The organism is Bifidobacterium choerinum (assembly GCF_000741135.1).
Lineage (GTDB): Bacteria > Actinomycetota > Actinomycetes > Actinomycetales > Bifidobacteriaceae > Bifidobacterium > Bifidobacterium choerinum.
Map to the genome: position 1 here is coordinate 429,115 of NZ_JGYU01000002.1, position 24,933 is coordinate 454,047.

The window sequence follows — 24,933 nt, forward strand, 5'->3', positions numbered from 1 at the left end:
CCTGATGCGTTCCCATGGGGACGCATCAGGTCGACGACGGTGCGTTGTCTCAGTTCTTGATGACCGAGGCGTAGCGGAAGCGGAACGAAGGGTCGAGCACGACACCGGAAATGTTGCTGCCGGTGACAGCCACCTGATTGCCCTGCAGCATCGGCAGCGTCGAAAGATCGTCCGTCTCGGTCTTCTGGATGTCCTTGAGCATCTGCTCGCGCTTGGCCGCGTCCTTCTCGCCGGCTTGCGCGACGATGGCATCGTTGACGTCCTTGTTGGCGTAGCCGTTGTTGACGAAGTTGCCGTCGCGGAAGAACGGGGACAGATAGTTGTCCGGATCAGAATAGTCCGGGAACCAGCCGAGCTGGTAGACCGGATAGCTGCCGTCGGATTCGTCGGTGACGACGCGTTCCTTGTTGTACTGCGTCCATTCGGTTTGCTGCAGATCCACCTTGAACAGGCCATCGGATTCGAGCTGGCTCTCGATCGCCGCATATTCGTCGGCGGAGCTCGAACCGTAGTGGTTGCCGTTGTACTGGAGCTTGAGGTCGACCGGAAGGCTCACGCCGGCGTCCGCGAGGGGTCTTCTTGGCCTTGGCCGTATCCGGCTTGCCGTCCTTCGTGTACGCCTTGAGCGTGTCCTCATGGCCGGAGAGTCCGTCCGGGATGAACGAATACACGTGCCCTTGTAGACCTTCTCGGAGAGCTCGTCGCGGTCGATGAGGCTCGCCACCGCCTGACGCACGGCCTTCGCCTTGTCCGCGTCGGCGTCCTTCTGCGATTCGCCGTAGGGCTGCAGCTTGAAGTTGAAGGCGAGCATGCGCACTTCGCCACCGGGTCCCTTGACGACCTTCACCTTGTCGTTCTTGCCGAGATCCTCAATGTCGGTCGGCGACAGCGAACGGTACGCGACATCGACCTGCCCCTGCTCGACCGCCATCTTGAGGTTCGACACGTCGGCGAAGTACTTCACCTGCACGCCGGAGTTCTTCACTGGCGTCAAGCCTTGGTAATTGGCGTTCTTCGCGTAGCTGACGGCCTCGTTGAGCTTGAACGAGTCAATTTGGTACGGGCCTGCGAAAGCCTTGCCGTTCACGATTGCGTCCGCATCGGTGACCTTGTCCGTGTCGAACACCTCCTCGTCGACGATCGGACCGGCCGGCGAGCTCATGACCTGCTTGAGTGTGACGTCGAACGGCACCTTCGCGTTGAAGACAACGGTCGTGTCATCCGGCGTCTCGATGGAATCGATGTTGGCGAGCAGCGAGCTCGGACCATTCGGATCGTTGATCGTGTTGATGCGGTCGTAGGAGAACTTCACATCCTTCGCGTCGAGCGTGTGGCCGTTCGCAAACTTGAGTCCTTCCTTGATCTTGACGGTGAACTGCTTGCCATCATCGCTCCATGTGCCGTCGTCCGTCGCAATGTCCGGGGACAGCTCCGACGTGTTGTAGTCCTGCGCGTACAGGAACGGGAACACCTGGATCTGCACGGCGTACGAACCGTTGTCGTATGATCCTGCGGGATCGAGCGAGGTCACCTTGTCGGTGGCGCCCACCAGCACGGTGTTCTCGTTGGCGGCGTCGGCCACGTCATCCTTCACGCCTCCGCATGCGCTCACCGAGGCGAGCGCCGCCACGGCTGCCGCGGCTGCGATGATCTTCTTTGCGTTCACAGTGCACCTTCGCTCTGTGCGTTTTGCCCCGCTCTCTTCGGGGCATCGTTCACAGCACATTGTTAGTTTCATGCATTACCGGCACGTTTCATCTCAGCATCCGACCAACGCGAACGCACGGTGATTATCCTCAAAACCTTTGCGGTTCCAGCGATTGGCGGCGTCTGCATCCAGAGTCACATGCTGAGACCGTTCTCCGTGCCGCCCGTATGGCGCGTGTTCGGCTTGGATGATCTGCGGTCCGCCGTGACCACATCCTGCCCACATCTCGCGCTGGAATACGCCGGATTCGGTCAGGCCACCCATGCCCGACATGTCCGGAACACGCCGCAGATACAAGAAAACCCGCCGTTTCCGGCGGGTTTTCATTCGTGGAGCCGCGGGGAATTGAACCCCGGTCCGGTGACCGTACCCTCGTACTTCTACGTGCGTAGTCTGCTGACCACTGGGGTGGTTTTTCGGCCCCCATCAATGTCGCAGACGACTGATGGCGAGCCTAGCCACAGTCAAAGTCCCTACGTCACCCTGCGGTTCAGTGACGTAGGCAAGTCCTCTAACGACGCCCGACCTCTTCCCGAAGACCCGGAAGAGCGGACGGAGCCACGCTCGCTGGATTAGATCTGATTACGTTTAAAATCAGGCAGCGAGAGCGAACTCAGTGCGGTTAGATTTAGCACTTAATTTAAATTGCAGAGCACATCACGAGCGGACTCTACATTCTCGGCACGCTTCTCCGAAGCGAACAGATCACCGTCGAAACCATATCGGCCCCTTTTGAATTATCAAGCCCCGGCGATGAGACCTTACGGCCTTCTCGAACCGGACTTCTCAATATAACACGACCGCCCCGAATCGGCAAGCCCCGCGATGCCGTCAGCGCAATCCGCTCCTGTTCAGCCGTCCCTCCTCGTCGCTTGTCCGTGTCCGCATATGCGATTCCCCCGGAGCTCGAAACCGTTTCGATTACCATCAGTTCCATAACCGGTCGCCAGTCGCATCAGCTCAGCATCCCCATCTGCGGAAATCGGCGCAAAATCGATGTTCTAAGTACACGATAAGGTGCATACGCACCCTGAGGAGACTCGAAAACGCGCCTCATCCACGTCCAACGCCCCTTCCAGCGCCTTGCACACACTCAGCAACGTGCACGTCTCCCCCAACGTCCCAATCCGCACACCTATGCGCCATCCGTGACGCATGCAGCTTTCCCGGCATCACATTCTGCGTACGCCTACGCAGCCCGGGTCGCGCACACGCTTCCCAGCGTCTCGCGCCGCGTGCGTATACGCAATCCGGGTCGCGCACACGCGCTCCAACGTCCCGCCCCGCGTACGCATACGCAGCACGCACGCAGCACGCACGCAGCACGCACGCGCCCCGCTACTTGATGATCGGACGGTTCGGGGCGGAGACGTTGATCTGCTTCTTGTCGCCGATCACCTTCGGGTCGTTCATGACCTTGTCGGCGATCGCCATCTTGAGCTTGAGGTCGGTGTCGTCGCCCCAGACGACGGTGATGCCGTTCGCGAAGGTCGTCGTGATCGAATCCTGCGTCGGCGCGCTCACGGCGGTGACGTCCTTGCGCCACCCTTCGGGGAACGCGTCGAGGATGACGACGGCCGAACGCAGCGCGCGGCTGCTGACGGCGCCGTCGACCGACGTCACGTCGATGACGGGGATGCCCTTCGCCGACTTCGCGTCGACGGCGTTGAGCACGCGCGCCTTATTGTCGACGGCCGTGAGCGTGTCGGCGCCCTTGACGCGCAGCATCGCCGCCGGCCGCTGCGCCTCGACGTGCACGTCGAACCCGTTCGGGAAGCGCTTCGTCGCCTGCGCCGACGAGACGCCCGGGATCTGCGAGAGCTGCTCCTCGACGGCCGCGTCGGAGACGAGCAGCAGCGACTTGCCCGCCTGTCCGCGCGCGATCGCCATGATCTGCTGGTCGCTCACCCATTGGTTCGCGCCGGACACGCTGATCTTGTCCTGGTTGAGCCGCAGCACCGGCGAGAAGAACAGCAGCCAGACGATGGCCGCGACGACGGCGATCGCGCCGACGGCCGCCGCGACATGCGTCACCGTCTGCCGCAGGTTCGCGCGGCGGCGTTCCTTCTGCCGTTTCGTGAAGTCGACGACCTTCGGACGCGTCGCCACGCCGACGGTGCCGGCGGTCTGTCTGAGCGTCTTCGCGACGATGTCCTCGCTGCGCATGTTGTTCGCGTCGACGAAGGATCCCGGTTCGCTGCGGCTAATCGGTTCGTCGATGATGCGCGTGCGGCGCACCTGGTTCGTCTGCCTGCCGCGCTTCGGCAGCAGGTCGCGCATCCGCGCGACGAACGACGGTCCACCGGACTTCGTCTTCCCTGGCGTCTTCGCTGCCGGACGCATCGCGACCGCGTTCTTCTTCGACGACGAAGACGCCGACTTGCCCGACGACACGGTGCGCGCGCCGTCATGCCGCGCGCCCGCGTTCGATGCGACGCGCGGACGCGACGACGTCGTCTCGAGCGGGAAGCGATGCTCCCCCGTCGGCGGCGACGCCGCGGCGCGACGCCGCCCGGACGCCGACGACGCTTTCGGTTTCACGGACCGTTTCACATCGCCGGTGCGCTGCGACGCCGAAGCGGAGGCAGTGCCTGCCGCCGACCTACGGACGCGGCCGTGCTGTGACGTGTCCGCCGTCCCGTCCCGATGCGACGAAATCGTCCGTCCGCGTCGACCGCCGTCTGATGCGCCGTGGGCGCCGTCATGCGAGCCGCCCGCGCCCGACGAGATGGTCCGGCCGCCGCGGGTCATGCGCGGCTCGCCGGCGCCGCCGCCCGACGCCTTCCTGCGTGTGCCGCCGCCGGCGCCCCCGCCGACGTTCTTGCCGCCGCCGCGCGAGCCGGCCGCACCCGATGATCTGACGCTGCGCCCGGCCATCAGTCGTCCTTGCCGGCGTGCGCCTCGAGCACATGCGCGATGACCGGCGCCATCTTCGTGACGTCGCCGGCGCCGACCGTGAAGATCACGTCGCCGGGCTTCGCGCGCATCGCGATCATCTGCGCCGCCGTCTCCATACGTTCCTCGACGTCGATCGACGCATCGTCGCCGGCCTCGTCGGCGATCGTCGACGCGTCCACGTCCGGGAAGTCCTGCTGCTTCTCGCGCGCCGGGAACACGCCGGTGACGATGACGTCGTCCGCCTTGGCGAGCGCGTCGGCGAACTCCCTCGCGAAGAACTTCGTGCGGGAGAACAGATGCGGCTGGAAGAGCACATGGATCGTCGCGCCCGGGTAGCGTCGGCGCGCCGCGTCGAGCAGCGCGCCGATCTCGGTCGGATGGTGCGCATAGTCGTCGACGACGGTCACGCCGTTCGCCGTCGCGCGGATCTGGAAGCGGCGCGCGGCGCCGCGGAAGGTCGAGACGGCCTGCGCGGCGACGTGCGGGTCCATGCCAAGCAGCGTCGCAGCGACGATCGCCGCCGTCGCGTTCCTCGCGTTGTGCAGTCCCGGCACGGCGAGCGTCACCGGCACCCGCACAACCGTCCCGTCGTCGCCGGCGGCGTCCGTCCGTCCTTCGGCGACGCTCGCCGGCATCTCGAGCATGAAGCTTTCGGCGCCGTCGCCGGCATGCTCGCGCTCGGCGGCGATGTGCACGTAGCGTGCGCCGTTGAGTTCGCCGACGTCCTCGCGCGGCGTCGTGCCGTAGGCGATCGCATGCGCCGCGCTCGTCGCGTCGAGCCGACGGAGCACGGCGAGCGCGCTCGCGTCGTCGGTGCACACGACGATCGCGCCGCGCGCGTGTCCGAGGTGGTCGACGAAGGCGGCGCGGTAGGTGTCGGCGTCGCCGTAGTGGTCGAGATGGTCGGGTTCGGCGTTCGTGACGATCGCGATCTGCGGCGTGTACTTCGCGAAGCTGCCGTCGGATTCGTCGGCTTCGGCGACGAGCACGTCGCCTTCGCCGGCGTGGCCGCCGTCGATCGTCGTGCCGTCGGGTCCCTGAATCGATCCGCCGATCGCGTAGCTCGGGTCGGCGAGCGCGCCGTCGCCGGCGTGCGTGAGGATGTGCGCGAGCATCGAGCTCGTCGTCGTCTTGCCGTGCGCGCCGGCGACGGTGACGGCGCGGCGGCCGTGCATGAGCAGCGCGAGGATGTCGCTGCGGTGCACGATCCGCGAACCTTGCGCGGCGGCGGCGACGATCTCCGGGTTATCCGCCTTGATCGCGCTCGAGTAGACGACGACCTGCGCGTCGCGCACGTTATCCGCCTGCTGGCCGATGCGCACCGGGATGCCGAGCGCGGCGAGACGCTCGGTCTTCGCGCCCTGCTGCATGTCCGAACCGTCGACGTCGACGCCCTGCTGGTGCAGCATCTCGGCGAGGACGGACATGCCGGCGCCGCCGATGCCGATGAAATGCGTCCGTCCGAGGTCGGCCACCTGCGCCGTCGGCGCGAAACGCGCGGCCGTCGGGTCGAGGTCGGTAGGCTGCGGGGTCTGCGGGGTCTGTTCGTTCACTGGGAAACACGCTCCTATTCGTTGTGATGGATGATGCCGTGTCGTGCGATGCGGATGATGCCGTGCGGGTGCCTATGCGGCGTCGGCCTGCACGTCGGCGATGTCGAGGATATGGCTCGCCATGCGATCGGCGGCGTCGCGGATGCCGTAGCGCCATGCGCGCTCGCCGTAGCCGCGCAGCGTCGCCGGGTCGGCGAGCAGCGCCGGGATGTGCTCCTCGACCCATGTCGTCGTGAAGTCGTGATCGTCGACGAGCAGGCCGCCGCCGGCGTCGACGACCGGTTTCGCGTTGAAGCGCTGTTCGCCGTTGCCGATTGGCAGCGGCACGTAGACGGCGGGCAGTCCGAGCGCCGTCAGCTCGCTCACCGTGCCCGCGCCGGAGCGGCAGATGACGAGGTCGGCGCAGGCGAAGGCCTTGTCGATCCGTTCGAGGTACTGCGCGACGTGGTAGTCGCGTCCCGGCTGCGAGTCCTCGCCGAGTCCGGTGAGCACCTGCGCACCGGCCGACTGCACGACGCGGTCGCGCACCTCGTCGATCTTGCCTTTGCCGGTCAGGTGGACGATCTGCGCGTGCCGCACGAGCGTGCCGGCGGTGCCGGCGACGGCGCGGTTGAGGTTCGCCGCGCCGAGCGAGCCGCCGGTGACGACGATGACGGGGGCGCTCGGGGTCGAGGCCGAGCTCGCGCGCGTTGCATTCGCGGGCGCCGGCGCGGTCGTGCCGCAGCTGTTCGGCGAGCGCGGCGATCGCCGGGCGCAGCGGCAGGCCGACGCGTTCGACGCTGCCGTCCTTCGCCGGCTTGAGTCCGGTGCCGTCGTAGGCGGTGCCGATGAACTGCGCCCAGCGCGAGCCGAGCTTGTTCGCCATGCCGGCGCGCGCGTTCTGCTCGTGGATGACGATGGGGACGCCGAGCTTGTGCGCGGCCGCGTACGCCGGCGCCGACGCGTAACCGCCGAAGCCGACGACGACCTGCGAGCCCTGCGTGCCGATGAGTTCCCTGACCTTCGCCGTCTCGCGGCGCCATTTCGCCGGGAACTGGAACATGTACGCGCCGGGTCGGCGCGGGAACGGCACCTTCTCGATCGTCGCGAGACGGTAGCCGGCGGCCGGCACGAGGTCGGCCTCGAGGCCTTTCTCGGTGCCGAGCGCGATGATGTCCGCGTCCGGCTCCCTGCGGCGGATCGCGTCGGCGACCGCCAGCAACGGGTTGACATGGCCGGCGGTGCCGCCGCCGGCGAGGATGATGCGATGCGGCGTCGCCGCGCTCTTCGTGCTGCTCATATTGCCTTCGTTCCTGCCTTCGTTCATGCCTTCACTGTAGTCGACGCGCCCGAGCTCAGGCCTTCGCCCGCTCGGCGCGGATCTGCGGCTGGCTGCGCATCGCGTTCATGCACACGCCGGCCGCCGCCAGGCACATGATCAGCGACGTGCCGCCCGCCGAGACGAAGGGCATCGGCAGTCCCATGACCGGCAGCAGGCCGAGCACGACGGCGATGTTGACCAATGCCTGGCCGACGATCCAGATCGTCATGCACATGATGAGCGACGACGCGAACCTGTTCGGCGTCTTCACGGCCACGACGAGCATGCACCAGCCGATGACGACGAACAGCAGCAGCACGAGCAGGCCGCCGACGAAGCCGAGCTCCTCGCAGATGATCGCGTAGATGAAGTCGTTGTGCGCGGCCGGCAGATAGTTCCATTTCTCGCGCGAGTTGCCGATGCCGACGCCGAACATGCCGCCGGAGGCGATCGCGTAGCGCGCGTGCGTCGACTGGTAGCACACGGTCTGCGCGCCGTCCTCGCAGCCGCGGTAGGTTGCGAGGATGCGGTTCATGCGGTTGGAGCTCGTCACGACGAACACGGTGATGAACGCGAGCGCGACGAGGCCGCCGGCGACGAGCCATTTCTTCGGGAAGTCGCTCGTCGCGAAGGCGACGAGGCCGATGAACACGAGGATCATGCAGGTGCCGAGGTCCTTGCCGCAGATGACGAGGCCGACGGCGGCGACGAACAACGCGAGCGGCAGCAGGTAGTCCTTCAGCGTCGGCTGCCTGCCGCTCCTGCGGTGGATGGCCCGCACGCGCTGCAGCGCGAGCGGCAGCACGATGCACAGCATGAGCTTGAGCGATTCGGCCGGCTGCAGCTGGATCGGGCCGAGCTTGATCCATCCGCGGTTGCCGTACACCTCGACGCCGAACGGCGAGAACGTGAGCAGCTGCATCACCATGCAGACCCCGTACAGCCCATACATGAACCTGGGCGTCTCGAAGACTCTCAGCGGCAGGAACCGGCCTATGGCCATGAACACGAAGCCGATGAGCGCGAAGACCATCTGGCTGACGAACTGCGCCCACGGCGAGGCGCCGGCGGCGACCATCGTGACCGACGAGCTCGAGAACACCATGACAAGGCCGAAGAACGTCAGCGCGAGCACACTCGCGAAGAAGCCGTGGTAGCACCACAGCGGGTTGAGGAACATGCGCCAGCCGCGGTACTGGGCGAAGTCGAGCGACTCGTCCCTGTTCTTGCCCGATGTGGCGCGGCGCGGCTGCACGCCGCCGTCGCGCGCCGTGGCCTGCGAGCGTTTGCGTACCGCGTACTGCCGGCGCGGCGCCTCGATCGCGCCGTTCGACGACGTCGTGCGCGGCTTGCGCCGCTTGCGTTCAGTCTCGGCCATACTCGCTCACCCACCGCCGTGCCTCGTCGGCGAAACGGTCGCCGCGTTGCGCGTAGGAGCGGAACTGGTCCATCGACGCGCAGGCGGGCGCGAGCAGCACGACGTCGCCGCCCTGCGCCATCGACGCGGCTGCCGTGACGGCGTGCGCCATGACGTCGTCGGCATCCTTCGGGTCGATGACGGCGACCGGCAGGTCGGGCGCGTTTGTGCGCAGCGCGTCGAGCATCGGCCGCTGGTCGACGCCGATGACGACGGCTCCCCTGAGCCGGTCGCGCATGTCGGCGACGAGCTGTTCGAAACGACCGCCCTTCGCCAGGCCGCCGGCGATCCACACGACGCTGCCCGGCGCGAAGCTGCTCAGCGAGGCGCGCGCCGCATGCGCGTTCGTCGCCTTCGAATCGTCGACGAAGCGGATCGCGGAGCCGTCGGGCAGCGTCAGCCGGGCGACCTCCTCGATGCGGTGGCCGCCGGGCCTGAAGCGCTTGAGCGCGTCGAGTGCGACGTCGACGTCGACGTCCATCGCCGTCACGAGGATGAGCGCGGTGAGCGCGTCGGCGACCAGATGCGGGTAGAGCGTGCCGTCCGGCTCCATCAGGTGCGGGAAGTCGGCGAGCGCGGCGAGGCGGTGCTCGACGCCGACCGGCATGCCGGTGACGCCGGCCATGTCGACGATCCAGCCGTCCTTGACGCCGATCTGGCCGGCGACCGGTTCGGCGAGCGTGAAGCCGACGGCGACGCATCCTTCGGCCGTCTTCGCCTCGCGCGCCAGTTCGCTGACGCGTTCGTCCTGCGCGTTGTAGGCGATGACGCGGCGCGCGCCGTCGAAGACCTTCGACTTGTCCTCGGCGTAGGCCTCGATGCCGCCGTGCCAGTCAAGGTGGTCGGCGGCGATGTTCGTGATCGCGGCGCCGGCGAGCGCGAGCGAATACGTGAAGTGCAGCTGGAACGAGCTCAGTTCGACGCACAGCACGTCGTTGTCCGGGTCGAGCGCGGCATGCGAGACGGCCTTGCCGATGTTGCCGACGGCCGGCGCCGTCAGACCGCATGCGGTGAGCATCGCCGAGGTCATCTCGGTCGTGCTCGTCTTGCCGTTCGTGCCGGTGATGCCGATCCACGGCGCGGGGAGGCCGGTGCGCGCGTTGTCCACGCGCATGAGCCAGGCGAGCTCGACCTCGCTGATGACCGGAATGCCGCGGCGGCGCGCCTCGAGGATGAACGGCGTGCGCGGGTTGAACACCGGAGACGTGCAGACGAGGTCGACGCGGTCCCACGGGATGTCGTCGAAGGAGTTGAGGTCGGCGTCCTCCTTGTGCTCGTCGACGCCGATGACCTCCTTGGCGCGCGGGCGCAGGATGTCCACGATGCTGCGTCCGGAGATGCCGAGTCCGGCCACCACCACCGTCATATGTTCAAGATCGAGTTCCATTGTTGCTGTCCTTCCGTCCCGTGGCACGGATCGTCCCGGGTCCGCGTCGCGCATGCATGCCGCCGGTGATGGCGCGCGCCCGCCGGCGGCGTGCGGACGCGCGTGGCCGCCGTCAGGCGTGCCACAGGCCCGAGCGGGCCACCCAGTCGCCGTAGAAGATGACGAGGCCGACCATGACGAACATGAGCTCGACCATCCAGAAGCGCACGACGACCTTGCTTTCGGTCCATCCCTCGAGTTCGAAGTGGTGGTGGATCGGCGCCATCTTGAACACGCGCCTGCCGGTCGCCTTGAAGTAGCCGACTTGGATGACGTCGCTCATCGCCTCGATGACGAACAGGCCGCCGATGATGATCGCGAGGAACTCGGTGTGCGTCTCGATCGACAGCGCCGCGAACAGGCCGCCGAGCGCGAGCGAGCCGGTGTCGCCCATGAAGATCGACGCCGGATTGCAGTTGTACCACAGGAAGCCGAGGCACGCCATCGCCGCGCAGCAGGCGATGATCGCCAGGTCAAGCGGGTCGGAGACGGCGTAGGCGAAGCCGGAGTGGCCGGCGCCGGCCAGATGGTAGCTCTCCCAGATCGCGATGATCGCATAGCCGACGAAGGCGACCATCGACGAGCCCGCGCACAGGCCGTCGAGGCCGTCGGAGAGGTTGACGGCGTTCGTCCACGCGGCCATCAGGAAGTTGACCCAGATGACGAAGAGGATGATCGCGAGCGCGCGGCCCGCGAAGTCGAAGCTGACGAAGGGCTTCTCAATGAAGCTCATGCCGGCCTGCGCGCTCGGGAACCCGGACTTCGTCGGCAATACGAGCGCAAGCACGGCGAACAACGTCGCGAAGATGATCTGGCCGAGGAACTTGCCGCCGACGGTCAGACCCTCGTTCTGCTTCTTGCGCACCTTCGCGAAGTCGTCGATGAAGCCGAGCAGGCCCATCGACGCCATCGCGAACAATGCGAGGACGGCCGACCAGGACGGCACGACGCCGTGGCAGCAGTAGCGGTACAGCGCGCTCGCGCCCCAGCCGAGCAGCACGGCGAGCACGATGACGACGCCGCCGAGCGTCGGCGTGCCGCGCTTGACGAGATGCGACTGCGGGCCGTCCTGGCGGATGTACTGCCCGTAGTTGAGCCTGTGCACGATGCGGATGAGCAGCGGCGTGCCGACCATCGTCACGATCAGCGAGACCAAGATGCCAATGATGAGTGCGATCACCTGAGGTTCTCCATTCGGTTGCGTGGTTGCCGTGGGTTGCGTGGCCTCACTGCGCGCCGCCAGTCCAGCGCGTCGCGAGCGCGCTCAGTCCGGAGGCGTGGGAGCCTTTGAGCAGCACGACCATGTCGGCGTGCGCGGCGTTGAATCGGCGCACCGCCTCGTCGGCGTCGTCGGTGTTCGTGACGGCGGCGACGGGGTTCGCATCGCCGTCGCCGAACGCCTCGCGCGCGCCGTCGGCGATTGCCTGCGCCAATGCGTTGAGATGCTCGTCGCCGGCCGCGCCGACCGCGACGACGGCGTCGGCGCCGGCCTTCGCCGCGTAGGCGCCGACATCGTGGTGCGCGCGCGCCTCGTCGGCGCCGAGCTCGAGCATCGCGCCGAGCACGGCGACGCGGAACGGCTGCGCGTCCTCCTTGGCGCGCCATGCGGCGAGGCCGTCGAGTCCGGCGCGCATCGAGTCGGGGTTCGCGTTGAACGAGTCGTCGATGAGCGTGAAGCGCTCGCCGTCGCGTTCGACCTCGCTCACGGCCATGCGGTGCGGGCTGACGGACGTGACGTGGGAGAGCACGTCGGCGATCCGTTCGAGCGGCATCCCCTCGAGGCGCGCGACGGCGGCCGCGGCGAGCGCGTTCATGACGTTGTGCGCGCCGCCGATGCCGAGCGTGACGCGCTGTTCGACGCCGCCGTCGTCGACGATCGTGAACACCGGACGTCCCAGATCGTCGAGCGTGACGTCGTCGGCGGCAACGTAGCCGTCCTCGTCGTGCGCCTGCGCGTGTTCGAGGCCGAACCAGACGACTCTGCCGGGCGCGATCGGGCTCATCGCGGCGACGCGCGGGTCGTCGGCGTTGAGCACGCTGACGCCGTCGTCGAGCAGGCCGCGCACGATCTCGCTCTTCGCCTGCGCGATGTGCTCGACCGAGCCGAACTCGCCGAGGTGGGCGACGCCGACCTTGAGCACGACGGCGACGTCCGGCGGCGCTATCGTCGTCAGATGCGCGATCTCGCCCAGATGGTTCGCACCCATCTCAGCGATCAGATAGCGCGTGCCGTCGCCGACCTCGAGCGCCGTCAGCGGCAGTCCGATCTCGTTGTTGAACGAGCCGACCGGCGCGACGGTCGGCCCGAGCGTCGACAGCAGCGCCTTGAGCAGGTCCTTCGTCGTCGTCTTACCGACCGATCCGGTGATGCCGACGACGGTGAACGGCTCACGGCTTTCGCGGCGCAGCCGCAGATTGGCCTTGGCGAGCAGTCCGAGAGCCTCGACGGTGTCCTTGACGACGATCTGCGGACACGGCGCGTCCGTGATCTCGTGGTCGACGATCGCGCCGAGCGCGCCCTGTTCGCCGATCGAGCTGACAAAATCATGGCCGTCGACGTGCTCGCCGGCGATCGCGACGAACAGCGAGCCGGCGCGTACCTTCCTCGAATCGGTGACGACGTCGGCCACGACCCGTTCGGCCGTCGCGTCGTCCGCGTTGATCAGGCGGCCGTCGACCGTCCGGGCCGCCTGGGCCAGCATCATCCTCATCATCGTGTGTCTCTCCTTATGTCCTGTTTCGTCTTCCGTCCCTGGTGGGTCTCTTCCCGCGGCGCTCAGCGCAGCTCCTTGGACACGCGCAGCGCGTTGCGGATGTTCGTCTTGCGCACGCCGGCGGCGAGCGTCATCGCGATCGCGAGCGACAGCGCGCGCGCATGGCCGTCGCCGAAGTCGGCCTGCTCGGCCATCGCGTCGGTCTCCGCGTCGCGCTGCGCCAGATGCGTGTTCGCGTCGAGCGTGCAGCCGTACTGCTCGCCCACGTGCGCGATCATCTCGTCGACGTGGCCGCCGGCGTCGTCGTAGCCGAGCACGTCGACGCCGACCGATTCGAGCGCGCCGGGGGCGATCGTGCGGGCGTTGAGCGCGAGGATGATCGCGGCGGCGCCGTCCTCGACGCACACCGAGAAGACGCGCTGCATCGCGAAGGCGTCGACCGGGTAGCTCAGGTCGAGGAAGCGTTCGAGCGACTGCGAGTCGCCTTCGCACACGGTGCCGACCGGGTTGCCGAGCATGTGCAGGAACTGCGCGAGCACGTCGACGTCCTCGCGCACGCGGTCGACGTCGCTGCCGGCGATTGCGAAGACGGCGATCGACTCGGACGGCCTGCCGGCGATCGAGGCGGCGAGCTCGCCGATCTGGCGCGGCGACGGGTCGGCGAACAGCACCGGCACCTGCGGGTCGTCGACGGCGTTGCGCATCGACGTCGGCAGCATGACGGCGTAGGCGCCGCGGCGCACGGCGAGCGCGATCCGGCCCTTGTCGATGCGGATGCCGGGCATGTACAGCGCGCCCGGCGTGACCGAGTCGACGTCGTTGGCGAGCGACGTGACGGTCACGTCGCGCGCGAAGTCCGGCACGAGCTCGTAGCCGTAGCGGTCCTGCAGCATGCCGAGCGTCAGGCGCTGGGACGTCGTTTCGTTGATTGCGCTCATCGTTGCTTCCTTTTCTTGTGCCTACCCGTATCCCGCGCGCTCACCATTCCACCGGGATGGCGTCCTTGCGCGGCTGCGAGTTCGGCACCTCGTACTTCTGCATCAGGAACTTGCCGATCTCGGCGAAGACCGGGCCCGCCGTCAGGCCGCCGTAGGCGCCCTCCGGGTCCTTGAGGATGACGGTGATGACGAAGCGCGGGTCGTCGGCCGGGATGATGCCCGCGTAGTCGCTGATCAGCGACGAGAGCCTGCCGTCGGCGCCGGCGACCTCGGCGGTGCCGGACTTCGAGGCGACGCGGTAGCCGTCGACGCCGGCGAAGCCTTGCGACGCGTAGTGCTCGGAGACCGATTCCATCGCGTTGAGCACCTGCTTGGAGACCGCCTCGTCGATGACGCGCGTCGACTCGCCGGTCTCGCTCCCGCGCGTCCTGCCGTCGGCGCCGGTGACCGATTTGATGATCGACTGCGGCTTCCTGACGCCGTTGTTCGCGATGACACCCACGGCGTTCGTCAGCTGCAGCGCGTTGACGGTGTAGCCCTGACCGAACAATACGGTGTTGCGCGTGCGGCCGTCCCACTGCGAGGCCTGCGCGAGCAGGCCCTGCGACTCGCCCGGCAGCCCCAGCCCGGTCGGCTGTCCGATGCCGAAGCGGCGCAGGTAGTCGTAGCGCTTGTCGTCGCTGAGGTTCTCGGAGGCGAGGATCGTGCCGATGTTCGACGACTGCTCGAGGATGCCGGCCATCGTCCACCGCTCGTCGCCGTGCTCGAAGGAGTCCTTGTACTTCTGTCCGTCGAGCGTGAGCGTGCCGGGCACCGTGAACCGGTCGCCCATCGTGTGCAGGCCCTCCTGGATGACGCCGGACATCGTGAACACCTTGCCGATCGAGCCGGGTTCGAAGGTCTCGTTGACCGAACGCGCGACGCTGAGCTTCGCCTCGTCGCTGCCGGCCTTGACGTCGTCGGTGTCGGCGAGCGCGACGATCTGCCCGTTGCGCACGTTCTGCACGACGGCGATGCCCCATCCGGCCTTGTACTTCTCCTTGCTCTGCCTGAGGATCTGCTCGACGCCCCACTGCACGTCGCGGTCGATCGTCAGCTGCACGTCGGCGCCGTCGACGGCGGGCTTCGATTCGGTCATCGTGCCGGGGATCTGCTCGCCGCCGTTGCCCTGCTGGTAGATCTCGTAGCCGTCGGTGCCGGTGAGCGCCTTGTCCTCGAGCTGTTCGACGCCGGCGACGCCCTTTCCCTCGTCGTCGACGCCGCCGAGGAAGACGCCGAGCAGCGAGCCGTTCGAGTAGACGCGTTCGGAGCTCAGCTCGCCGTAGACGATGCCGCCCAGATGCAGCGCGGCGATCTTGCGCCTGACCTCGGGCGTCACGTCCTTCTTGAGCACCGCGTATTGGCCGGTGCCGGCGAGCTTGCCGCCGATCTCGGCGGCGCTCATGTCGAGCAGCGGCGCGAGCAGCTGCGCGACGGCGGCGACGCCGGTCGTCTTGAGCGGCTTGCCGTCGAGCTGCTGGCAGTAGTCCTTCGTACGCGGCGTGCAGTCGAGCGGCGTGAAGTCCTGCGCGGCTTCCGGGTTGCCGACGATCGTGTAGCGTTCAACGCTCTGCGCGAGCACGACGCCGTTGGCGTCCATGATCCTGCCGCGCTTGGCGCCGAGCGTGACCTGCACGGTGCGTGCGCGCGTGGCCGCCTGCGCGGTGCGCGCGCCCTCGACGAGCTGGAGCACGCCGAGCTGCACGAGGCACGCCGAGGCGAGCAACGCGAGCACGACGCCGAGGATGACGGCGCTGCGCATCGGCTTCGCGAGCGCCTTGAACGAACGGATGGGATGCATCATGGCTTAGTGGGTGCCTTCCTGTGACGGGGTGTAGCCTTCAAGGTCGATCGACAGCGAGCCTTGCGCGGGGACCATCTTCATCTTCTGCGCGCGCTCGGGCAATGTGGCCTCGAGCTGCGAGAGCTTCGTCTGGTCCTCCTCGACGTCCTGCTGCAGCATCGTGATGTGCTGCTCGATCGTGGAGGCCTCGAAGGAGTTCGAGCTCATCTGCGTGCGCAGCAGCAGCGCGCCGAGCAGGCACGCGCCGAGGAACAGCACGGCGACGACGATGTGCACGGCCGGCGAGCGGCGCGTGCGCGTCCAGTCGAGCAGCCGCTGCATGCCACGGCTGACCTTCGACGACGAGGCGCGGCGGTTCTCGACGACGTGCAGCTGCGGGCGCTTCCGGACATGGCCGACAGCCGGCTCCTGGCCCTGGCGTCCGGCCGGCGCCGCCGACGAACGCGATGAACGCATTGACGATCCCATGGTCATCCCCTCGCCTTCGTGCGGTGGCCGCGGCGGCCGTGGGCGCCATGTGCGCCGTGCGGTCCGCGGCCGTCGCGGACGTCGTCGTCGCCCCGCGCCTGTTCGGCGAAGCGACGGCGCCAGCGTTCGGGCAGCGGCCTGATCAGCTCGACGCCGCGCAGACGCACCGAGGCGGCGCGCGGGTTGCGCTCGCGCTCGGCGGCGTCGGCCATGACGGCGCCCTTCGTGACGGCCTTGAAGAACGGCTGCATGTCGTCGGGGACGACCGGCATGCCGGCGGGGACGTCGGCGTGCAGGCCCTGGTTCATGAAGGTCTTGACGGTGCGGTCCTCGAGCGAATGGTACGACTCGACGACGAGGCGGCCGCCGACGGCAAGGCGGTTCGCGATCTGCGGCAACGTGCGCGCGAGCTTGTCGAGCTCGCCGTTGACCTCGATGCGCAACGCCTGGAAGACGCGCTTGGCCGGGTTGCCGCTCGCGCGGTGCGCCTGCGGGATCACGGCGTCGACGAGCGCGTTGAGCTGCGCCGAGGTCTCGAGCGGCCCGCGTTCGCGCACGGCGACGATGCGGCGCGCGATCTGGCGCGCGAAGCGCTCCTCGCCGTACTCCTTGAAGATATGGGCGAGCGCGCGCTCGTCGTAGTCGGCGAGCACGTCGCGCGCCGTCAGCGGCTGCGTCACGTCCATGCGCATGTCGAGCGGCGCGTCATGGGAATAGGAGAAGCCGCGCTCGCGTTCGTCGATCTGCAGGCTCGACAGGCCCAGGTCCATGAACACGGCGTCGACCCGGGCGACGTCCATGTCCGCGAGGACCTCGTCGAAGGCGTCGAAGGCGGCGTGCACCGGCGTGAAGCGGTCGGCCAGGCCTTCGGAGGCGATGCGCGCGCCCGCCATCGCGAGCGCCTCGGCGTCGCGATCGATGCCGATGAGCCGCGCCTCGGGGTTCGCCTTGAGGAACGCGATCGCGTGGCCGGCCAGGCCGAGCGTGCAGTCGACGGCGATCGAGCCGGGGGCGGCGAGCGCCGGCGAGACGAGCTCGACGCAGTCGCGCAGCAGCACCGGCTGGTGGATATGTGCGTAATCGGTCAAATCGGTCATCAGAACTCCATGTCCGGGAGCACGTCGTCGGTGATGTCGGCGTATCCCTGTTCGTTCTGCGCGAGATAGTCGTCCCACGCGTCGGCGTTCCAGATCTCGGCGCGCGTGCCGACGCCGATGACGACGATGCGCTCGCCCAGGCCGGCGTAGTCGCGCAGCATCGGCGGCACGCTGATGCGTCCCTGCCGGTCGATCTGCGTGTCGACGGCGCCGGACAGGAAGATGCGCAGGTACTGGCGCGCGGCGCGATCGCCCATCGACGTGCGCTGGATGCGGGCGGCGATGCGGCGGAACTCGCGGCGTGGCAGAATCGTCACGCAGCGTTCCTGACCGCGCGCGAGCACCATGCCCTCCCCCAGCTGCGTACGCATTTTCGCAGGCAACGCGACCCTTCCTTTGGCATCGATCTTCGGCGTGTAGGTTCCAAGCAGCAGCGGCGCGTCGCCGAACGGCCCGAAGGCCGCCTCGGCCGGCGCGTCGGTCGTCTCGTGCGTGGGGTGCGCGTCGGTGTGATCCGTCATCGCTCACCTCCGCACGCTCTCGACCGGACTCCGACCACTTGCTCAGACCACCACTCTACCCCACTGTTCCCCTAAACTCCCCACCGCGCGGCTAAACACGCCGTGAGCGTGACCCACGCCCCCGTTTCGTGCACGAAATCCGCACATCGCGCCCGTCGACGCGGCGCTGTTGCGCGTGTTTGCTACACTTGTACGGCTTAACTTTCCATCGAGGGGACGCACAAGAGCATGTCACAGTATTCATCGCAGCTGGAAGAGGAACAGGGAGCCGTCGACCGCGCCTACGGGCGTCTCGACGACCTGCGCGCGCAGGTGCGCAAGCGCCTGAGCGACGTGCGCGCGGCAGGGTCGCACGGCTCGCCGACGCAGCGCACCGAACGCGACTCCTTCGCGACGATGTACGAGGACCGCCTCGCGCAGCTGCGCGCCGTCGAGGACCGCCTCGTCTTCGGCCGCCTCGACGACACGGCCGGCCGCCGCCGCTACATCGGGCGCATCGGCCTGTCGGACGCCGACCACGAGCCGATCCTCACCGACTGGCGCGCCGAGGCGGCGCGGCCGTTCTACGAGGCGACGCCGTCGCATCACGGCGACATCGTCATGCGCCGCCACATCACGCTGCACTTCCGCGACGTCGTCGGCATCGAGGACGAGGTGCTCGACGTGCACTCCGAACACGTCAACGCCGCCTCCGAACAGGGCACGCTCACCGGCGAGGGCGCGCTGCTCGCCTCGCTCGGCTCGCGGCGCACCGGCAAGATGACCGACATCGTCGCGACGATCCAGGCCGAGCAGGACCGCATCATCCGCGCCGACATGCGCGGCGCGCTCGTCGTGCAGGGCGGCCCCGGCACCGGCAAGACGGCCGTCGCGCTGCACCGCGCCGCCTACCTGCTGTACACGCACCGCCGTCGTCTCGAACGTTCCGGCGTGCTCGTCGTCGGCCCGAGCGAGGACTTCCTGCACTACATCGACCAGGTGCTGCCGTCGCTGGGCGAGACCGGCGTCGTCAGCCGCACGATCGGCGAGCTCGTCCCCGGCGTCGTCGCCGAACGCGAGGACGAGCCGCACGTCGCGCGCCTCAAGGGGCAGCGCCGCATGGCGCAGATGGTCGCGAACGCCGTCGCCGCGCGCGAGCGCGTGCCCTCGAAGCTGCCGACAATCACCGTCAACGGCGTCAGCGTGACGATGCGCGCCGGAGACATCGAACAGGCGATCGCCGACGCGCGCCGCACGCGCCAGCCGCACAACAAGGCGCGCGAGACCTTCGTCACGTCGATGCTTGAGGCGATGCGCACGCGCGTCGCCGAACAGCTCGACTACACGCCCGACGCCGCCGAGATGGGCGACATCCTCGCGCAGCTGCGCATGAACGACCGTCTGCGCGTCACGCTCAACCTCGCGTGGCTGCCGATGAACGGCGCGTGGATGATCGACCAGATGTTCTCGAAGCCGGTGCAGATCCGCCGCTTCGCGCCGTGGCTGACCGACGAGCAGGTGCGGATGCTCACGCGCGAGCCGGGCGCGCCGCTGACGCGTTCGGACATCCCGCTGCTCGACGAGGCGCTCGAGCTGCTCGGCCCCGACCCGCACGAGGCCGCCCGGCGCGCCGCGCGCGACGCCCGGCGCGCCGAGGAGGAGCAGTACGCGCGCGACACGCTCGCGCAGGCCGGCATCGGCTCGGGCATCGTCACGTCGAAAATGCTCGCCGACGAGATGAGCGCCGACGACGTCGAGCTCGTCGCGACGCGCGCCGCCGCCGACCGCGAATGGACCTACGGCCACGTCGTCGTCGACGAGGCGCAGGAGCTCACGCCGATGGACTGGCGGATGCTGATGCGCCGCTGCCCGTCGCGCTCGTTCACGATCGTCGGCGACGTCGCCCAGACCTCGGCGCTCGGCGGCACGCGCGACTGGACGAAGTCGATGAACGCGCTGTTCGGCCCGAAGAACTGGGACCTCAAGGAACTGACGATCAACTACCGCAACCCGCGCGAGGTCTCCGACCTCGCGTCCGATTTCGCCCAGGGCGAAGGCCTGTACATCTCGACGGTCAAGGCGATCCGCTCGGTGCCCGACGCCGTCGAGCGCGCCGCCTTCGCCGACCGCGAGACGCTCTACCGCGCCGTCGGCGAACGGGTGCGCGCGCTCGCCGACGAGTTCGTCGATGACGGCGGCAGCGGACGCGTCGCCGTCATCACGCCTGACGAGATCGCCGACGCCGTGCACGCCGCCGTCGCCGACGGGCTGGACGCCCGTCCCGGTCTCGTCGACGACGAGGTCGTCGTCGTCGGCACGCAGGCGGTCAAGGGCCTCGAATACGACGCGGTCGTCGTCGTCGAGCCCGGCGCGATCGCCCAGGAGGCGCCGTCGCGGCTGAGCGCGGCGGCCGACCTGTACGTCGCGCTGACGCGTCCGACGCAGCGTCTGCTTATACTACGGACAAACGATGATGAAACGCTGCTCAACCTCTAAGGTGGATTCCATGCCGAAAGCACTGTTACTGGAAAACATCCATCCGCTCGCCGCGCAGGCGCTGCGCGACCATGGCTTCGAAGTCGAGACGATGAAGGGCGCCCTCTCCGAGGACGAGCTCATCGACGCGCTCGACGGCGTCGACCTGCTCGGCATCCGATCCAAGACGACGGTGACGAGGCGCGTGCTCGACGCGCGCCCGACGCTGACGGCCATCGGATGCTTCTGCATCGGCACGAACCAGGTCGACCTTGCCGCCGCGGCGAAGGCCGGCGTCGCCGTGTTCAACGCGCCGTATTCGAACACGCGTTCCGTCGTCGAGCTCGTCGTCTGCGACATCATCTGCCTGATGCGCCGCATCCCCGCGCACACGCACCATATGAAGCACGGCCTGTGGGACAAGTCGGCCGCCGGCTCGCACGAGGTGCGCGGCAAGACGCTCGGCATCATCGGCTACGGCAACATCGGCTCGCAGCTGTCGGTGCTCGCCGAGGCGCTCGGCATGCACGTGCTGTTCTACGACATCGAGGAGAAGCTCGCCCTCGGCAACGCCGAACGCTGCGAGACGCTCGACGAGCTGCTCGAACGCTCCGACGCCGTCACGATCCATGTGGACGGCAGGAAGACGAACGTCGGCTTCTTCGGCGAGGACCAGTTCGCGCACATGAAGCAGGACGCGATCTTCATCAACTGCTCGCGCGGCTTCGTCGTCGACCTCGATGCGCTCAAGCGCCATCTCGACTGCGGCCACCTGTCCGGCGCGGCAATCGACGTGTTCCAGACCGAGCCGAAGAAGAGCGGCGACGAGTTCCATACGGTGCTCGCCGACGAGGACAACATGATCCTCACGCCGCACATCGGCGGTTCGACGCTCGAAGCGCAGGAGTCGATCGGCCAGTTCGTCTCCCAGCGTCTCGAGGACTACTGGACGAAGGCGTCGACGATGCTGTCGGTCAACCTGCCGCAGATCACGACCGGCCCATGCAAGGGCGCGGCACGCATCGCGCATCTGCACGACAACCTGCCGGGCATCCTCGCCGCCGTCAACCATGTGCTCGGCGAACAGGACATCAACATCTCGGCGCAGGCGCTCGGCACCGAAGGCGAGATCGGCTACGTCGTCACCGACGTCGCGACGGTCCCCGACGAGCAGGCGCTCGACGCGCTCGCCGCGATCCCCGGCACGATCCGCATGCGCGTCCTCGAGCACTGACGGACGCCGCACGCGCGCTTGTCATACAGGAAACACAGACATACGGAAGGAGGCCGCATGGTCGTCGCCCGGCGGACGGTCGCCGTCATCAGTGCACCGTCGCCGGCACATGGTCACTCCGCCTCGCGCAGATCGTCGATCGCGCGCTGGAAGTCATTGAGGTCCTCGAAGTTCTGGTAGACGCTCGCGAAGCGCAGATACGCCACCTCGTCGAGCTCGCGCAGCGGCTTGAGGATCGCCTTGCCGACCTGTTCGGACGGCACTTCGGCGATGCCCTGCGCGCGCAGGCTCTCCTCGACCTTCTGGCCAAGCTGCTTGAGGTCGTCCTCGTTGATCGGCCGGCCCTGGCAGGCCTTGCGCACGCCGGCGACGACCTTGTTGCGGTCGAACTGCTCGACGTTGCCCGAGCGTTTCCTCACGAGCAGCGTCGCCGTCTCGACGGTGCTGAAGCGGCGCCCGCATTTGGGGCATTCGCGCCGTCGCCGGATCGAATGGCCGTCGTCGCTGATGCGCGTGTCGATCACCTTGGTATCGGGGTTCTGGCAGAAAGGACAATACATATCTGCAACAATAGCGGCAAGCGCTCCCTTTGCGCCCGACCGCGCGCCGCCGCGCACGCCGACTCCTGCATGCGATATGAGATGAAGGTTTCGTTTCTCCTTCCCCACACACTTGTCGAGATCGGGTCCATACGCAGTTTTCCACATTAATCAGCGACGCCGAATCATACACGTATATCACGGAATCTGTGTCATTCATATCGAAGAGACGATTGGATTACAAAGACCTCAGATTCTGAATGAGATTCTTTGCCACATGCTCTCCATCTTGCGGCACGCAACATAGAAGCCTCGCTGGTTAAAATATAATCAAGAAAAGCAAAGAAGCGAAAGGGGAGGGAAGATTGCGTCATCCTATTTCACATGAGCAGCTATACACGGATTATGGCTCAATACTCACCATTGCACAGATCATTACCATTCTAGGCATTCTCAGCTTCGGCGCGGTAGAGACATACATGGCTTATCGATTCTTCAGTTCGCATATCGAGCAGAGCTCAGGTCTGGCTATGGTATGGATTCGCCTCGCCCTCTACCCGATTTTCACCCTAATCGTCGCCGCCGTGCTCCAACTCACGAAAGAACCCTGGAAATGAAAAAGAAAATTATCACTTTCATAGTGTAATCCTGACAATTCTCGCCAGTCCGTTCGTCCCCGTATCCGCCAACGCATCCGACGTAGGCGCCTCCACATCCGCGAGCACACTGAAAACCCTACAAGTTTCCCAAGTGACATCACGAGCACCTCAGACAGCATCGATCCACCTCCTGCACCAATAATCGAGCTGCCGGAGAACCAGAAAAGCACAATTGAAGAGCTCTCAACTTCACGTGCCGCCATGAGCGTCGCCTAATGCGGATCTACGCATTAGGCGACGGCGGTTTCTCCTCATTAAACAACGCCGGCCACGCTTGGATATCCATTACCAATTACAACGGATCCCCCCCCTTGAAAATAGGAGGATTGACCGTAGCCGACGGCAAATCCATCACCGTAGGCACATGGGGCAACACAAACCCTCACAGGACTTTGGCACAACGCAGAAGGATACGCGCAGAGCACCGGCGTGTGCTGGGGAGATGCTGTTTCTATCCAAAGACCCCTGAGACAGGAAGATCTCACCATCGTGAATCAGAACATCACCGCGCATACAACATGGGGATTAGTCAACAACAACTGTTCGACTTTCGCATCACTTATTTGGAATTCAGTCGCCACTGAAGACGAAAAAGTCGATGCGGGAATGCTCAACATGCCAGGCAACCTTGTCGGCAGCATAAAGAAGGTGGGAGCAAACGTCAGTTGGTCTCTATACGCCGAAGGCTACCGAGTGCCTTTCGATTATCCGACATACTACGGAAATCCACCCATACGCAAGAATCCGACTTTTGACAATTCCTCCTCAAGCTCCTGAGTAACTCCAAGTCCCGGACAGCCAAGCTCGATGGCCGTGCGCGCATCGTCGCGACGGTCATCGTCACATGCCCATCGGCAGGACGAGGTGCTGGCCGGGGCTGAGCGCGGCCGAGTCCAGGTCGTTCAGCGCCATCAGTTCGGCCACGCCGTCCTGCGCGTTCGCATAGCCGCACCAACGCGCGATCGACCACAACGTGTCGCCGGAGCGCACCGTATAGTGCACGACGGCGGCATCGGCGGCATCGGAAGCCGTCGCCTGCGTTCCGGCGGCTGCAGGCGAGCGCCCGCCGGACCAGGCGCCGCTGCCCCACAGCGCGAAGGACGTCGCGCACGCCAGCAGCACGATGACGAGCATGCGCATATGGCGCGCGAACCAGCCGCGCACCGGCGCCGCGACGGCGTGCTCGCCGCTGCGCAGACGGATGCGATCCGCCCGTTCGGGCGCCGGCACATCGAGGACCACGCAGCTTCGGCCCATGTCACAGCCGGTCGCCATCGTCCGCATCCCACGAGTCTCCATACGAGCCACCTTTCGAACATCTGTTCTCTCCGTGGCTTCGATGTTCGCACGGATGTTCGATTTCGTCAAGCCGGATTCGAACATCTGTTTGATTTCCTCGGCGTTTCGCGGTATCGTGGCTAGCAACGAAAGGACATGCCATGCACAGCACCGAACCACAGCGGGAGCAGACGGGCAACGCCGGCCCGCAGGAGCCACTCACCGAACGCCAACGGCGCGTGTACGACGCGATCCGCGACCTGATCTCCCGTCAGGGATTCGCGCCTTCGCTGCGCGAGATCGGCCAGGCCGCGGGACTCAAGAGCACGTCGTCGGTCCAGCATCAGCTGCAGGTGCTCGAACTCAAGGGCTACATCCGCCGCGACGCAAACAAGGGCCGCGCGATCGAGATCATCGGGCCGCAGGACGTGCCGGTCTCCTTCGGCGCCGAGCTGCAGCCCGAGGGCGACGCCTATCTGGCCTCGCGCGACGTGCCGCTCGTCGGCGCGATCGCCGCCGGCACACCGATCACGGCCGAGCAGCATGTCGAGGACGTCATGCGCCTACCGGTGCGGCTCACCGGCACCGGCAACCTGTTCATGCTCGAGGTGCACGGCGATTCGATGATCGACGCCGCGATCTGCGACGGCGACTTCGTCGTCGTCCGCGAGCAGCAGGACGCCGAGAATGGCGACATCGTCGCCGCCCTGCTCGGCGACGAGGCGACCGTCAAGACCTTCCGCCAGGAGCACGGCCACATCTGGCTCATCCCCCACAACCCGAACTATTCGCCGATCGACGGCACGCACGCCCAGATCATGGGCAAGGTCGTCACTGTGCTGCGCAGGCTGTAGCCGCGTCCCCGCCGGTCACGATCCACGCCGAT

18 protein-coding genes, 1 other RNA gene and 1 pseudogene are annotated in these 24,933 nt (G+C 67.0%); 4 read left to right on the forward strand and 16 right to left on the reverse strand.

Going from position 1 to position 24,933, the window contains the following annotated elements; all coding sequences use genetic code 11:
• Positions 1-49: 49 nt before the first annotated feature.
• From BCHO_RS02760 to mraZ, 14 genes and pseudogenes are all read right to left on the reverse strand, one after another.
• Positions 50-1,666 carry an ABC transporter substrate-binding protein gene (locus BCHO_RS02760; protein ID WP_160271600.1) on the reverse strand — a complete coding sequence of 539 codons (1,617 nt, stop codon included), beginning with the start codon at positions 1,664-1,666 and terminating at the stop codon, positions 50-52.
• Between the two features lie 369 nt (positions 1,667-2,035).
• Positions 2,036-2,438, reverse strand: a transfer-messenger RNA (tmRNA) gene (gene ssrA, locus BCHO_RS08985).
• 608 nt (positions 2,439-3,046) lie between these two features.
• Complete coding sequence (locus BCHO_RS08990; RefSeq protein WP_237743020.1) at positions 3,047-4,249, reverse strand: cell division protein FtsQ/DivIB; 1,203 nt, start codon at positions 4,247-4,249, stop codon at positions 3,047-3,049.
• Between the two features lie 335 nt (positions 4,250-4,584).
• Complete coding sequence (gene murC / locus BCHO_RS02775) at positions 4,585-6,159, reverse strand: UDP-N-acetylmuramate--L-alanine ligase (RefSeq protein WP_024540626.1); 1,575 nt, start codon at positions 6,157-6,159, stop codon at positions 4,585-4,587.
• A 72-nt stretch (positions 6,160-6,231) separates the two neighbouring features.
• Positions 6,232-7,438: pseudogene (gene murG, locus BCHO_RS02780) on the reverse strand (undecaprenyldiphospho-muramoylpentapeptide beta-N-acetylglucosaminyltransferase).
• 55 nt (positions 7,439-7,493) lie between these two features.
• The gene (locus BCHO_RS02785) at positions 7,494-8,639 is read right to left on the reverse strand and encodes an FtsW/RodA/SpoVE family cell cycle protein (RefSeq protein ID WP_081707924.1); all 1,146 of its coding nucleotides are present in this window, start codon (positions 8,637-8,639) and stop codon (positions 7,494-7,496) included.
• Between the two features lie 184 nt (positions 8,640-8,823).
• Entirely contained in the window at positions 8,824-10,263 is a 1,440-nt protein-coding gene (gene murD / locus BCHO_RS02790; protein WP_024540629.1) for a UDP-N-acetylmuramoyl-L-alanine--D-glutamate ligase, read from the reverse strand.
• Between the two features lie 112 nt (positions 10,264-10,375).
• Positions 10,376-11,482, reverse strand: coding sequence for a phospho-N-acetylmuramoyl-pentapeptide-transferase (mraY, locus tag BCHO_RS02795; RefSeq protein ID WP_024540630.1), 1,107 nt, complete (start codon positions 11,480-11,482; stop codon positions 10,376-10,378).
• A gap of 46 nt (positions 11,483-11,528) precedes the next feature.
• Positions 11,529-13,016, reverse strand: a complete 1,488-nt coding sequence (locus BCHO_RS02800) for a UDP-N-acetylmuramoyl-tripeptide--D-alanyl-D-alanine ligase (RefSeq protein ID WP_024540631.1) — start codon at positions 13,014-13,016, stop codon at positions 11,529-11,531.
• Positions 13,017-13,078: 62 nt separating this feature from the next.
• On the reverse strand, positions 13,079-13,954 hold the full coding sequence (locus BCHO_RS02805; protein ID WP_024540632.1) for a hypothetical protein: 876 nt from the start codon (positions 13,952-13,954) through the stop codon (positions 13,079-13,081).
• A gap of 40 nt (positions 13,955-13,994) precedes the next feature.
• Positions 13,995-15,794 carry a peptidoglycan D,D-transpeptidase FtsI family protein gene (locus BCHO_RS02810; RefSeq protein WP_024540633.1) on the reverse strand — a complete coding sequence of 600 codons (1,800 nt, stop codon included), beginning with the start codon at positions 15,792-15,794 and terminating at the stop codon, positions 13,995-13,997.
• Positions 15,795-15,800: 6 nt separating this feature from the next.
• Positions 15,801-16,265 carry a cell division protein FtsL gene (gene ftsL, locus BCHO_RS02815; RefSeq protein WP_024540634.1) on the reverse strand — a complete coding sequence of 155 codons (465 nt, stop codon included), beginning with the start codon at positions 16,263-16,265 and terminating at the stop codon, positions 15,801-15,803.
• Between the two features lie 2 nt (positions 16,266-16,267).
• Complete coding sequence (gene rsmH / locus BCHO_RS02820; RefSeq protein ID WP_024540635.1) at positions 16,268-17,353, reverse strand: 16S rRNA (cytosine(1402)-N(4))-methyltransferase RsmH; 1,086 nt, start codon at positions 17,351-17,353, stop codon at positions 16,268-16,270.
• An 8-nt stretch (positions 17,354-17,361) separates the two neighbouring features.
• The gene (gene mraZ, locus BCHO_RS02825) at positions 17,362-17,883 is read right to left on the reverse strand and encodes a division/cell wall cluster transcriptional repressor MraZ (RefSeq protein WP_024540636.1); all 522 of its coding nucleotides are present in this window, start codon (positions 17,881-17,883) and stop codon (positions 17,362-17,364) included.
• A 228-nt stretch (positions 17,884-18,111) separates the two neighbouring features.
• Here mraZ and BCHO_RS02830 point away from each other — a divergent pair, with 228 nt between their 5' ends.
• Both BCHO_RS02830 and serA read left to right on the forward strand, forming a co-directional pair.
• Positions 18,112-20,358: a HelD family protein gene (locus BCHO_RS02830; protein ID WP_024540637.1), complete on the forward strand. Its 2,247-nt coding sequence runs from the start codon at positions 18,112-18,114 to the stop codon at positions 20,356-20,358.
• A gap of 10 nt (positions 20,359-20,368) precedes the next feature.
• The gene (gene serA, locus BCHO_RS02835) at positions 20,369-21,571 is read left to right on the forward strand and encodes a phosphoglycerate dehydrogenase (protein WP_024540638.1); all 1,203 of its coding nucleotides are present in this window, start codon (positions 20,369-20,371) and stop codon (positions 21,569-21,571) included.
• Positions 21,572-21,684: 113 nt separating this feature from the next.
• Here the strand turns inward: serA and nrdR are convergent, their stop codons facing one another.
• Positions 21,685-22,131, reverse strand: a complete 447-nt coding sequence (nrdR, locus tag BCHO_RS02840) for a transcriptional regulator NrdR (RefSeq protein WP_024540639.1) — start codon at positions 22,129-22,131, stop codon at positions 21,685-21,687.
• A 1,127-nt stretch (positions 22,132-23,258) separates the two neighbouring features.
• On the opposite strand from nrdR, the gene BCHO_RS09175 reads away from it, so the two are divergent.
• Entirely contained in the window at positions 23,259-23,546 is a 288-nt protein-coding gene (locus BCHO_RS09175; RefSeq protein ID WP_152595895.1) for a hypothetical protein, read from the forward strand.
• Positions 23,547-23,609: 63 nt separating this feature from the next.
• Here the strand turns inward: BCHO_RS09175 and BCHO_RS02850 are convergent, their stop codons facing one another.
• Positions 23,610-24,068, reverse strand: a complete 459-nt coding sequence (locus BCHO_RS02850) for a LysM peptidoglycan-binding domain-containing protein (protein WP_160271594.1) — start codon at positions 24,066-24,068, stop codon at positions 23,610-23,612.
• A gap of 140 nt (positions 24,069-24,208) precedes the next feature.
• Here BCHO_RS02850 and lexA point away from each other — a divergent pair, with 140 nt between their 5' ends.
• Positions 24,209-24,901 carry a transcriptional repressor LexA gene (gene lexA, locus BCHO_RS02855; RefSeq protein ID WP_024540642.1) on the forward strand — a complete coding sequence of 231 codons (693 nt, stop codon included), beginning with the start codon at positions 24,209-24,211 and terminating at the stop codon, positions 24,899-24,901.
• Positions 24,902-24,933: the final 32 nt, after the last annotated feature.